Here is a 13,015-nt window from a genome sequence, read left to right on the forward strand (position 1 = left end):
AGAGTAAAGCACCCACATGCTTTACTCTTTTTTTCTATTCGATAATATACTTGGCAATTGTACATTAACTGCTAACTTATGAATAAATCCAAACACTAATCCAATGCCAATAAAAATGTATAAGATTGTAAATATCTTTCCGAAATCAGTTTGCGGACTAAAATTCCCATCACCGACAGTCGTCAACGTGACCACACTAAAATATAAAGCGTCAATAGGACGTAATCCTTCAACTGTACTATAAAAAATCGTACCCGATATTAAAGTCAAAATTGTTAATATGAATAATACTTGAAATTCTTTATCTTTCCACGCTCGTAAACAAGCTCTTAACATTCGCTTTAAAGTTAACAAAAATGAAAGCATTAGATTCTCCCTTCCAAACAAAAATACATTTAGTCAAAGGAAAGTCTATCACCTTTCAGTATAGAAAAAAAGTAGCCCTCTTCTATTTCTAGAAAAGGGCTACTCTATTCGATTCTATCTTATTTAGGTGAAACAAGAATTTTCACTTGTGTTTTATCTTTTACAAGTGCTTCAAATCCTTCTTCAACAACTTGATCGACTGTAATTTTTTTCGTAATTAATTTCTCTGCTTGAATTTGACCAGAGCTAATTAATTTAATAACAGCTGGGAAGATGTGACGGTATCCTAAAATACCAATAACTTCTTTTTCTTTTAATACTAAGTTATTTGGAGTAATTGTTGCGTCTTTTTCCCATACACTAACAATTACAGTTTGTCCTTCGAAGCTTGTACTTTCAATCGCTTGGCGTAGTACAACTTCAACACCTGTTACTTCAAAGCTAACATTTACACCTAAACCATTTGTTAAGTTACGAATTTCAGCTAACACATCTTGAGTTGCTGGATTTAATACATAATCCGCACCTGCTAATTTCGCTAACTCTTGACGTTCTTTAGAAAGTTCAACTGCAATAACAGGAGTTGCTCCTGCTGCTTTAGCTGCTTGGATAACAAGAAGTCCAATTGGACCGCAACCAAATACCGCTACAGCTTCCCCTTCTTTTAATTTACTTTGACGTACTGCATGAACTGCTACTGCTGCTGGTTCTACAAGCGCACCTTGTTCATACGTCATTTCATCTGGAATGTGATGAACCATATCTTCTGGTACTACTGTATATTCAGAGAAACCACCGCCTTCTCCGCCAAGACCGTGGAAAACAAGTTGTTCACAAACATTGTAATGTCCATGTTTACAAGCTTCACATTTACCACAAGAATAAATTGGCTCTACAACAACGCGGTCTCCCACTTTATGAGATGTAACTCCTTCACCAATCTCTATTACCTCACCACTAAACTCATGACCTAAAATAACAGGTGCTTTCACATGTGTTAATGGATGTTCTTCTGTTGGAATAAAAATAGGCCCTGCTAAATATTCATGCAAGTCTGTCCCACAAATACCACACCATTTAACTTTGATTTTCACTGTTCCTGGTTTTACTGTTGGTTCTGGTACTTCTTCTACTCGTACATCACGTTGATTATGCCAAAGTAGTGCTTTCATTTTATACATCCCTCTCTATGTATATACTTAACCTGGTGAAGTTTACAATTCTATTATAATACTTCTATCCATATATTTCAAAAAAACAATCACATTCCCACTAATTTTTTACAAATAACGTTCAATATTTTGTCACTTTGTACTTTTTTCCACATCTGTTAATTCAATTTCATTGCAGGTGAAATTAGCATTGTGCCATAATAGCATAGGAGAGGTGAATATCGCTTGAAATATTTTATTTACTTTATCGTTATCGTGGCATTTTTAGATACATTTTCACAATTACCTATTATGAGTACTTTCGCTCAAAGCCTTGGAGGAACTCCTCTTATTATCGGGCTAGTTGTCGGTATGTACTCATTCGCTAATATGATTGGTAATATTATTGCTGGAGCCGCTGTCGATAAATTTGGTGCAAAAAAAATCCTTTATATAAGCATGGGAATTACGAGTTTCATAGTCTTGTTATACACCGTTGTTCAAAGTGGTGAACAACTATTAGTTGTGCGCTTTATGCATGGATTTAGTGATGGCTTTTTAATTCCTGCTGCCTTTACATTTTTATCAAAACAAACAAATGCAAAAAGACAAGGAAAAGCAATGGCTCTATCTGGTGCTGCTGTTGGAACAGCGGCAATCGTAGGACCTGCTTTCAGTGGTATTATGAAAGCAACAGCTGGCGTAGAATGGGTCTTCATTACTATTTCTATTTTAATGGCTCTTGGTACAATCGTATCTCTATTCTTCTTACCAAATAACGTATCAAGAAAAGATACATCAAGAACGCAAATGATGAACAAAGAAGATATGGTTGAACTGTTAAAATCAGAACCGTTATTACAAGCATATATTGGTGCTTTCACATTAATGTTTTCACAAGGAATTGTCACTTATATGTTACCAGTAAAAGTTGAGGCATTAGTGCTTAAAGCATCTACAACAGGCATGATGTTAAGTGTATTTGGTATTACTGCTATCCTCTTCTTCTTGCTTCCAACAAATCGTATTTACGATCGATTTAATCGTTCGAAACTAATGCTAATCGGAATTGCAGTTATGGCATTCGCACTATCTTTACTCGGATTATTTGCTACAAAAGGTATGCTCTTTATCGTAATGATGATTTATGGAATTGGATTCGCAATCCTCTTTCCGTCTATTAACGCTTTACTCGTTGAAAATACTACAGACGATAATCGCGGAAAGGCATTCGGATTATTTTATGCCTTCTTCTCATTAGGAGTTGTTGCTGGCTCCTTTACAGTCGGCGCAATCGGAGCATCACCTAGCATCAGCTTCATTATCGGGACAGCATTTTTATTAACATTTGCTGGGATGATTTATGTAAGAAGCAAAGTAAAAAAGACAATGATGGGATAATCCATCGTTGTCTTTTTTAAAATGCATATTGATATAATCCGTAATATAATGGAAGCGTTGGAATAATGCCAATTAATTTAAATATAAAAGGTAATGGCTCATCTCGCTCTTCATATAAACGAAAAACAAAAACTGCAGTTAAAGTCCAAATGACGCTAAACAAGAAGATACATTTCCAAACAATCGAGGTTAATATTTGTATATCAAATACAAAACCAAAGAGCCCTATCCACGTAATAATAGATACTACAAAGTCAAACTTTTGAATTGGTGTTTGAAACATACCCCTTACTAACGAAATAATAGCTAACATTGCTACAATAACTAAATATATTTTCCAAAGCATAATGATAATCTCCTATTCAATTCAACTTTTAACTTTCAGCAAACCATATTTAATAAACAATATAGCATTATATTTTTCATAGAAATAATACAATGGATAACAAAATAAAAAGAAAATAAGTACAGTTGGTACATTGTCTACAATAGAAAAATATTTTACTAGTAATTCCTTAATACTCTCTCCAATAATAATAAACAATGGAATTATACAAATCATCGCTAATATTAAACATGGCGTTACCCTTATTTCTTTCAACTTCACCTTACAATGTGGACACCTTAATGAAAAAGGATGCGGGAGATCAATAATATGCTGTACAGTAATATCCCCTTCACACTGTGGACATCCAATTACTTCTTTCATTTATCGCTTACTCCTTTCTATCTATAAAAAGAGCCCTATCGAATAGAACTCTTTTTGCCCAATATATTACTTTTGTGTATAACCAAATAACAATGTAAATAAATTGAGCCGTAAAGGCAATAATACATCTCTTCTTTTAAACAAAAAGTTTATAAATACTGACGATACTTCGACAATTTCCTCGGAAATATTTCCTTTCCTCACATAATTTGATACACTACACATGAATAAACACTTGTATTACATAAACTAAAATAATAACTTACTGTACAAATTAAAAAGCACACTCTTCATATGAAGAATGTGCTTTTATGTTATTAACGTTTAATCCAAACAGCGCCTGCCGATTTATCTTCTGCCTGTCCAACAACTTGGAATTTAAGTCCAAGGTTTGGAACTTTTCTTCCTGCATCTGCAATTTGCTTGTTACTATATACTTTTGAATCATCAAAAGTTGTAACACCTTGTAATCCAGAATAGTTAAACTGACCACGTGTTAATGAATTTACACTCCATGCTGGTGTTTTATCAAATGAAAATGCAGCATCTGCAATTTGCATGCCCGTATTACCGTATGCTGGTTTTCCGTTTAAATTACCAACTAGCGCTTCTGGATGAGAATCTACAACACCAAGGAATCCTTCACCTGGATGCACCCCAACCCAGTTATCTTTGAAACTATCATCTGCATACCAAACGACAAGACCTGTATTATACACTGGACCTTTTCCTGCTTTTAAACCATTATCTGATCCCGCATAGTTTCTCCACTCTAAGTAGTAATAATGAGCTTTCTTCTCTGTCCCATCAGAAACAACAAAACCATTTAAATTCATTTTAGACTGTCCTTCTGCATCATCAGAAAATACAACTTGTCCATCAACAGTTACATTTACATTGTCCATCGCAAAACCTTTATATGTTACAGCCGGATCTGTAATATAGTCTAATTGTAGTTTCACTTTTTTGCCTTTAAATTGACTTAAATCATATGATTTATCAATCCATTTCCCATCTGTTGTATCTTTATCTCCTTGGACTACTTTTTCTCCAAGTCTATCAATTAATGTTTTCGTTCCATCTTCTGTTACTGCATGTACTTCGACGAAATCGCACTCTGCTTCTAACTCATAATTTGCTTTATAATCGAATTTTGCATTTGTTCCTTTTGTTAAATCAAAGAATGGTGTCTCTAACGTTGTATGCATATCATCGCCTCTTGTACTATAATATGCATGCTTTCCAAACTCCGGTTTAATCGTTTCAACACTTTTACCTGGTAAGTTAACACGTACAACGCCTGGACGATTTGATTTCGTAACACTTTGATCAATATAGGTAGGAACTCCCACACCACTCTTAATTTTATCGTAATCTACTTCTAATATTTTTGCCCAGTTGCCACCCATATTCTTTTGTAAGAAGTCTTTATTTTGTGGTGAAAAACTAGTCGGTTCTGTTCCTGCGATTTTCCCTGTCCAACTACCTCCACTCATTAATGACCAAGCTTCGACTGGTGAACCATTTCCAGTATATTTCGTGTCATATTCATCTGGTAATCCAAGATCATGTCCAAATTCATGTGCAAACACACCTACAGCTCCATCTTCTGGTTCAATTGTGTAATCATGTGCTGCTACTTTACCACCAAAGTAATCTACCTTTGATTTTGTACCTTCAATCGCTACTGGATCTACTGCTAATTTTGAACGATGTGACCAGATCGCATCATCACCTAATTTACCACCACCTGCTTCTTGACCAACACCAGCATGGATTACCATTAAATGATCAATTACACCGTCAGGTTCGTTTTGATTCCCATCCCCGTTTGTATCATATCTATCAAACTGATCAAACTGAGATAAATCTAGTCCTTTCTCAGCAGCTGCATGCAAAGCTTCTTTCACTAAATCACGTGCACCTTTCGGACCTTTATTATCGTGACCACTGCTACCATCAGCTCCATAATCAGATGCTTTTCCTGGAACTGTTAGCCACTCCGTTACATATCCGTCTGTCGTATAACTACCACCAGACTGCTCTTCATAGTATTGTTTAAACGTTTTTACTTTTGAACCATCAAATAATGTATACGGCTCCTTACCGAACAACATCTTTTGATAATGTTCTCTACTAAAGTCTTTCGAATACATATAACCTGGTGTTTGATCAATATTATTATGTTTATAATCACTAAATTCAACGAGTAGCACTAATACTTTATCCGATCGAACAGCTCCTTTATATGGAGCTTGCTTTGCTTTTGAAGTTGGAACTTGCCCATTCAATTGCTTTTTATTTGGTTCTGGCTTTTGCTCAAGATTAATATTTTTTTCAGTCTTTTTTACATTTTCCTTTTCTTCCATCTTTTTCTCTTTTACTTTTTTTGTGAAATCAGACGTTTCTTGTGAGTGAACATCTGGAAGAATTTCTTTGTTCGCCTGATCTCCTTGTTTCTTTTCAATATATTGCTCGACAGCCTTTTTCGTCTCTTCTTTAGAAGATGCTGGATTAATTGTTCCTCTTTCTTTCAAAGCTTCCGCTAAACGATCTTCTTGAATTAAATTGTAATCAATTGGCGTTGTAGACACATTCTCTTTCTCTTTTGCTGGCGTTTCTGCATATGCTAACGGGGCACTCATTACAGATGTGCATCCGATAATTGCCGCAATTGCTAAAGATGATAACACTTTAAATGGCGCTTTTCTTCTCATTCTATTTCTCTCCTTTTATAAAACTTAAAATTCAGATAAATCAGTGTATTTAAATCGAAATCCCTACTTTCTGCCCTCCCTATATAAAAAGGCATAATTCTATAAACGTTAAGCTTTCTGTTATAGAATCATGCCCCTCCAGTTTTCTGGTCAGAACCTCTACCTTTTTATGTCGAAATATGAAAAATAAAAAGTGATTTGATATATATTAAATAGCTTATATAACAAATTTAAAAGACAATATGCAAAATTGCATGAAAATTCTTTTAAATAAAAAAGAATCCTAGTCAATTAAACTAGGATTCTTGATTTTCTATTATTTCTCTTGTGTTTTTTCCCAATCAGCTAAAAATTTCTCAATTCCTTGATCTGTTAATGGGTGCTTCACTAATGAAGCAATTACGTTTGCTGGGATTGTTGCAATATGTGCACCGTTTAACGCTGCGTCAGTTACGTGAACGCTGTGACGTACAGATGCTGCAATGATTTCTGTTTCGATGCCATGAATTGCAAAGATTTCTGCGATTTGACGAATTAAATCCATACCGTTATGACCGATATCATCTAAACGACCTAAGAATGGTGAAACATATGTTGCACCAGCGCGAGCTGCAAGTAATGCTTGAACTGCTGAGAATACTAATGTAACGTTTGTACGAATTCCTAAATCTGAGAATGCTTTTACTGCTTTTAAACCTTCTGTTGTCATTGGAACTTTTACAACAACGTTTGGAGCAATCTTCGCTAATTCTTTTCCTTCTTCAATCATTTTATCAGCTTCTAAGCTAATTACTTCTGCACTTACAGGTCCTTCTATAAAGCTGCAAATTTCACGAATACGCTCATGGAAATCTACGCCTTCTTTTGCTACAAGTGATGGGTTTGTCGTTACTCCAGCTACTACGCCTAATGCATTTGCCTCTTTAATTTCGTTAATGTTTGCTGTATCAATAAAAAATTTCATTTGTTATTCTTCCTTCCTAATTTTCATTTTATATTTATTTATTTTTCTTAATAAGCTCTAATTCAATCGGAATAGATTTGTCCACTTTTTTACCTTGTGTTATCTCTTTTGCTGTTTGCATCGCCTTCTCTCCGATTAATTCCGGTTTTTGAGCGACTGTTGCAGCCATACGCCCATCGTTAACCGCTTTCACAGCATCTTCTGTTGCATCAAATCCAACAACTACTACATCTGTTTTTCCAGCAGACTTCAATGCTTCAAGTGCACCTAATGCCATCTCGTCGTTATGCGCAAACACGGCTTTAATATCACCATTTGCTTGCAAAATGTTTTCCATAACAGATAATCCTTTCGCTCTATCAAAATCAGCCGCTTGTTTGGCAACTACTTTTAAAGACTTATCGGCTACGTTATGGAATCCTTTCCCACGTTCACGAGCAGCAGACGATCCAGGGATTCCTTCTAACTCAGCAACGTTTGCTCCTTCGCCGACTAATTCACGAATGTAATCACTAGCCATTTGACCACCTTCGATATTATTAGATGCAATGTGAGAAACAACCTTACCTGAATTCGCAACGCGGTCTACTGTAATAACAGGAACATTTGCTGCATTTGCCGCACTTACTGCTGAAGCAACAGCATCTGAATCGGTCGGATTAATAACAACTACATCGACACCCTTTTGAATTAAATCTTCAACATCGTTCGTTTGCTTTGCTGCATCATTTTGTGCATCAACAGCAATCAATTCGATGCCGCTATCTTTCGCTTTCTTTTCTGCACCCTTTTTCAAAGTTACAAAGAAGGGATTATTTAAAGTTGAAACAGAGAATCCAACTTTAATAGTTTTATTTCGACCTTTATCGCTAGAATCCTTTGCCCATTCTGGTGGTTCCATTGAACAACCGGCAGTAATGACCATAATACATGCAACGAGTATAAGTAACCATTTCTTCATGAACTGTCCCTCCATTACGCTTCTTTTCGGCGATCAATTAATACAGCTAGTAAGATTACAAGTCCTTTTACAACTTGTTGGAAGAAAGAAGATACACCTAATAAATTTAAACCGTTATTTAGTACACCGATAATAAGTACACCGATGAACGTACCAACAATCCATCCTCTTCCCCCAGAAAGACTTGTTCCACCTAATACAACTGCTGCAATTGCATCTAATTCGTAAGAAGTACCTGCAGTCGGCTGTGCAGAATCTAGTCGTGATGTTAAGACAATACCTGCAAGCGCTGCCAAAATTCCGGAAAGACCGTAAATCATTACTTTAATTCTTGTAACATTAATACCTGATAGTGCTGCTGCTTCTTCATTTCCACCAATTGCAAATGTACGGCGACCAAATGTCGTTTTCTTCAAAATGAAGTACAGTACTGCGAAAGCGATCATCATTGTAACAGCTGGTACCGGAATACCAAGAAAATAACCGCGGCCAAACATTTGGAACATTAAATGATCACCAAGGCCAGTGATCGGACGTCCGTCCATATAAACAAGCGTCAACCCACGAAAAATAGTCATTGTTGCTAAAGTTGCAATAAATGGAGCTACTTTTCCTTTCGCAATGATGATACCGTTTATAATTCCCATTACAAGACCTGCTAATAGTCCAACTGCCATTGCAAGGAACGGATCCATGCCACTTGCCATCATTCCAGCAACAAGTGCACTTGATAATGCTAAAATAGAACCTACCGATAAGTCAATACCCCCTGTTAAAATTACGAAGGTCATTCCGAATGCAATAAGCGCATTAATCGATACTTGACGCAGTATATTGAATAAATTTGGAATTTCAATGAACGCTGGATTTAAAACTGTAATTACGACGATAATTAATACTAAACCGATTAAAGAACCGAGTTGTTGTAATACATTCCCCTTCTTAGCCATCCTTACTCTCCCCCTGTAGCTAGTGCCATAATAGACTCTTGTGATGCCTCATCTTTCCCTAAAATGCCGCCGACTTTTCCTTCATGAATAACAAGAACTCGATCACTCATCCCTAAAATTTCTGGAAGCTCAGATGATACCATAATAACGGCATCGCCTTGCTCTGTAAGCTTATTCATTATAGAGTAAATTTCTTTTTTTGCTCCAACATCGACACCTCTTGTTGGCTCATCTAAAATGAGTAATTGCGGATGAATGCCTAGCCATTTTGCGATTACAATCTTTTGCTGATTTCCACCAGAAAGAGACTTCACTGCCTGCTCTCCGCTAGATGCTTTCACATTAAGAAGCTTCATCATATCTTCTGTAAACTGTTGTTCTAGCTCGTTGCTCAGAACACTTCCTTTTGAAAGACTTTCTAAATTCGGTAGCGATAAGTTTTCACGAATAGAGAAATCTAACACTAATCCCTCAGATTTTCTATCTTCTGTAATGAAAGCAATTCTCTGTCTAATTGCATCTATCGGACTATCAATCTTTACTTCTTGTCCATTTATAAAAATTTGTCCAGAATCTAAAGGTTCATAACCAAATATCGCTTTCATAATATCAGTGCGTCCAGCTCCCATCAAACCAGCAACACCAAGGATTTCACCTTTTCTTACTTGAAACGAAACATTTTCAAATTTCCCTTTCTTCGTTCCGTTACGCATTTCAAAAATGACATCACCAATTTGACTATTTCGCTCTGGGTAGCGTTCACCAATGCTGCGCCCCACCATCATACTCACTACTTCATCAAATGATGTTTCTGGAATTAATCTCTTTCCGACGTATTCTCCATCACGCAAAATCGTAATGGCATCACATATCGAGAAAATCTCTTCCATACGATGCGAAATGTACACGAATGAAACACCTTCTTTACGTAACTTATTGATTACTGTAAAGAGCGTTTCGATTTCACGATCCGTCAGTGCCGCCGTAGGTTCATCCATAATAATAACGCTCGCGTGTGTCATTAACGCTTTCGCAATTTCGATAATTTGCTGTTGTCCAACCGATAATTCCTCTGCTAACATAGCGCCTCTTACATGCAATCCTAGCTCTGCTAGTTGCTGCTGCGCAATCGCGTTCATTTGTCGAGTGCGTAAAATACCTGTTTTCCCATACATTAACTCTTTACCGAGAAACATATTTTCAGCTACTGTTAAATTCGGCAATATGTTTAGTTCTTGATGTATAAATGCGATGCCGTACTCTTCAGCTTCTTTCGCATTTTTAAAGGTGCGCTCTTGCCCATCAATCGTGATTGTCCCACCATCTTTTTTGTATACACCTGTTAAAATCTTCATGAGCGTTGATTTACCCGCTCCATTTTCCCCCATCAATGCGTGGACTTCCCCTGTTTCAATCATAAACTGTGCATTCTTTAAAACAGGATTGCCATTGAACGCCTTTGAAATGTTTTTCATTTCAATATGCATTCTCATCACTTCCCTTTATTAAAAAATCACGCCTGCATGTAAAATTATATTTGCATAAGGCGTAGCCTCGCCTGTACGAATAATTGCCTTCGCTTTCTTTGTATGCTCTTTAAATTGCTCATGAGATACATACTCAAATGCTGGCTCTATTAATTTCTGCTCGATCTCTTTATTTACTGCCGCATTATTTATAATGACTTCTTCTGCTAACGTCACTTTTTCGATTGCCATATCATCAGCTACAACTTGTAACACCTCTAAAAAACTCGGTTTTCCAATCTCAACAGCTAAATCAATTCGTTTTACTCCATCCGGAATCGGTAACCCGCAATCAGCAATTACAACCGTATCTGTATGCCCAAGTGAAGCAAGGACTGCCGCTATTTCACTGTTTAATACACCGTGCTTTTTCATCCAACAATCACCTGCACTTCACGTACTCGATCTCTCGTTGGCATACCGCCCTGTGCTCCAAGTTTCGTTACAGAAAGACCACCAGCAATATTCGCAAAACGAATTGCTTTTTGAAGTGTCTCTCCTTCAGAAAGTGCAACTGCTAACGCACCATTAAATGTATCACCAGCTCCAGTTGTATCCACTACATCAACAGCAATGCTAGGAACATGTACAATCTCCGTTCCATTATGGAAGCGGACACCGTTAGAACCTTCTGTCATCAATAATTTATTTGGATACTTCGCCAATAAATCTTCAATTGGTGATGTAAAATCATCTAATACGATGCGGCACTCATGTTCATTTGGCGTAATATAAGTTGCTTTTTCTAAAATTTCTTCTGATAAAACTTGTGCTGGCGCTGGATTCAACATAACAGGAATATTATGTTCCTCACAAATAGCCAATACATATTTTACTGTTTCAAGTGGAATTTCTAGTTGAAGAACAACCATATCCGCTTTTACAAGAAGGTCTTTGGAGCGATCTACAACTGATTTATTTACAAGAGCATTTGCCCCTTGTACGACAACAATACTGTTATCTTCTTCTGCTAAAACGATATGAGCAATTCCTGTCGTTCTATCTGTAACCGGTACCACATAATCGATAAAAATGCGTTCGTTCTCTAAATTTTTTCTAACTACTGTTCCATAATCATCATTTCCTACAGCTCCAACCATTGCTACATTTGCTCCTAACCTAGCTGCAGCAACTGCTTGGTTTGCCCCTTTCCCTCCTGGGATTGTATGAAACGCTTCACCAATTACTGTTTCTCCTGCTTTCGGCCGTTTTTTTGAAACAGCCACTAAGTCCATTGAAATGCTTCCTACTACTGCAATATTTGGCATCTGTTTCATCTCCTTACTTCGTTGTATTTCGTTCTATAATTTCAATCGGCAAACGATAGTGTTTCTCTTCTAATGTATTTCCTTCCATTTGCTCTAACAACAACTCTGTTGCAATTTTCCCCATTTCATATATCGGTTGTGCAACTGTTGTAATAGATGGATACATCATTTCTGTTAAAGAAATTCCATCAAATCCGATAATTTGTAAATCATCTGGAATGGCAATCCCCTTTTGAAGTGCAGCCTTTACAATACCAATGGCAATTAAATCATTCCCAGCAACAATACCATCAATATGCGGGTATCCTTCTAATAATTCCATCGCTACACGCTCACTATTTGCTGGATCAAACGTACTCTCCGCAATCATATACGAAAGATTATTTTGCGTAATAACGTCTACAAAACCTTCAAAACGTTCATTTGCAGTACTCACATCACGTGGACCGCGAATATGTGCAATATGTTTACATCCTTTATCTAGTAACAACTTTGTCGCAGCCTGACTTCCTGCATAGTTATCTGCATATACAGTAGGAATACGCTCATTAAACATACGGTCAATCGCAACAACCGGAACAGATAAATTCATGTAATTAACACTATTTTGTGGATTCGTTGCTACAATAAATCCATCTACATTATTTTGTCTAAGTACATCAATGTATTGTTTCTCTTTTTCTAAACTTTCATCAGAGTTACAAAGGACAACTGTGTAACCTTGTTTATGTGCTACATCTTCTACGGCACGTGCAACTTCTGGAAAGAACGGATTCACGATATTTGGAACAACTAAGCCAATTAAACGAGACTTTTTATTATACAGTGAACGCGCTACTGTACTAGGCTTATAATCTAACATCTCAATTGCACGCTCTACCCTTTTTAATGTATCTTCGTGAACATATCCATTTTTATTTAGAACTCTGGAAACGGTCGCAACAGATACTCCCGCTAATTTCGCAACGTCTTTAATCGTACTCATTCTCTTTTCTCCTCATT

The 13,015-nt window shown here is 36.6% G+C and carries 13 protein-coding genes; 1 reads left to right on the top strand and 12 read right to left on the bottom strand.

What is annotated here, in order from left to right:
• Positions 1 to 21: 21 nt before the first annotated feature.
• The gene (locus C4S65_RS14135; protein WP_000948207.1) at positions 22 to 366 is read right to left on the bottom strand and encodes a potassium channel family protein; all 345 of its coding nucleotides are present in this window, start codon (positions 364 to 366) and stop codon (positions 22 to 24) included.
• Between the two features lie 119 nt (positions 367 to 485).
• Positions 486 to 1,538 carry a (R,R)-butanediol dehydrogenase gene (gene bdhA / locus C4S65_RS14140; protein WP_000645827.1) on the bottom strand — a complete coding sequence of 351 codons (1,053 nt, stop codon included), beginning with the start codon at positions 1,536 to 1,538 and terminating at the stop codon, positions 486 to 488.
• A 225-nt stretch (positions 1,539 to 1,763) separates the two neighbouring features.
• Between bdhA and C4S65_RS14145 the strand changes: the two genes are divergently transcribed.
• Positions 1,764 to 2,918, top strand: a complete 1,155-nt coding sequence (locus tag C4S65_RS14145; RefSeq protein ID WP_097960547.1) for an MFS transporter — start codon at positions 1,764 to 1,766, stop codon at positions 2,916 to 2,918.
• 16 nt (positions 2,919 to 2,934) lie between these two features.
• Here the strand turns inward: C4S65_RS14145 and C4S65_RS14150 are convergent, their stop codons facing one another.
• From C4S65_RS14150 to rbsR, 10 genes are all read right to left on the bottom strand, one after another.
• Positions 2,935 to 3,264 carry a hypothetical protein gene (locus tag C4S65_RS14150; RefSeq protein WP_000964465.1) on the bottom strand — a complete coding sequence of 110 codons (330 nt, stop codon included), beginning with the start codon at positions 3,262 to 3,264 and terminating at the stop codon, positions 2,935 to 2,937.
• 21 nt (positions 3,265 to 3,285) lie between these two features.
• Entirely contained in the window at positions 3,286 to 3,627 is a 342-nt protein-coding gene (locus tag C4S65_RS14155; RefSeq protein ID WP_000665760.1) for a hypothetical protein, read from the bottom strand.
• A gap of 317 nt (positions 3,628 to 3,944) precedes the next feature.
• On the bottom strand, positions 3,945 to 6,344 hold the full coding sequence (gene inhA2, locus C4S65_RS14160) for a M6 family metalloprotease immune inhibitor InhA2 (protein ID WP_001252980.1): 2,400 nt from the start codon (positions 6,342 to 6,344) through the stop codon (positions 3,945 to 3,947).
• A gap of 316 nt (positions 6,345 to 6,660) precedes the next feature.
• Complete coding sequence (gene fsa / locus C4S65_RS14165; protein WP_000667666.1) at positions 6,661 to 7,308, bottom strand: fructose-6-phosphate aldolase; 648 nt, start codon at positions 7,306 to 7,308, stop codon at positions 6,661 to 6,663.
• Positions 7,309 to 7,342: 34 nt separating this feature from the next.
• A complete protein-coding gene (gene rbsB / locus C4S65_RS14170; RefSeq protein ID WP_000758975.1) occupies positions 7,343 to 8,269 on the bottom strand; it encodes a ribose ABC transporter substrate-binding protein RbsB in 927 nt (308 codons plus the stop codon).
• 14 nt (positions 8,270 to 8,283) lie between these two features.
• Positions 8,284 to 9,219, bottom strand: coding sequence for a ribose ABC transporter permease (gene rbsC, locus C4S65_RS14175; RefSeq protein ID WP_001074648.1), 936 nt, complete (start codon positions 9,217 to 9,219; stop codon positions 8,284 to 8,286).
• Positions 9,220 to 9,221: 2 nt separating this feature from the next.
• Positions 9,222 to 10,706, bottom strand: coding sequence for a ribose ABC transporter ATP-binding protein RbsA (gene rbsA, locus C4S65_RS14180; protein ID WP_098013721.1), 1,485 nt, complete (start codon positions 10,704 to 10,706; stop codon positions 9,222 to 9,224).
• An 18-nt stretch (positions 10,707 to 10,724) separates the two neighbouring features.
• A complete protein-coding gene (gene rbsD / locus C4S65_RS14185) occupies positions 10,725 to 11,120 on the bottom strand; it encodes a D-ribose pyranase (RefSeq protein WP_000716149.1) in 396 nt (131 codons plus the stop codon).
• Positions 11,117 to 12,013: a ribokinase gene (rbsK, locus tag C4S65_RS14190; protein ID WP_001132865.1), complete on the bottom strand. Its 897-nt coding sequence runs from the start codon at positions 12,011 to 12,013 to the stop codon at positions 11,117 to 11,119. The genes rbsD and rbsK overlap by 4 nt, the downstream gene beginning before the upstream one ends.
• Before the next feature lie 13 nt (positions 12,014 to 12,026).
• Positions 12,027 to 12,998: a ribose operon transcriptional repressor RbsR gene (rbsR, locus tag C4S65_RS14195; RefSeq protein ID WP_103945266.1), complete on the bottom strand. Its 972-nt coding sequence runs from the start codon at positions 12,996 to 12,998 to the stop codon at positions 12,027 to 12,029.
• Positions 12,999 to 13,015: the final 17 nt, after the last annotated feature.

This window comes from Bacillus sp. ok061 (genome assembly GCF_900108285.1).
GTDB classification, from domain to species: domain Bacteria; phylum Bacillota; class Bacilli; order Bacillales; family Bacillaceae_G; genus Bacillus_A; species Bacillus_A thuringiensis_S.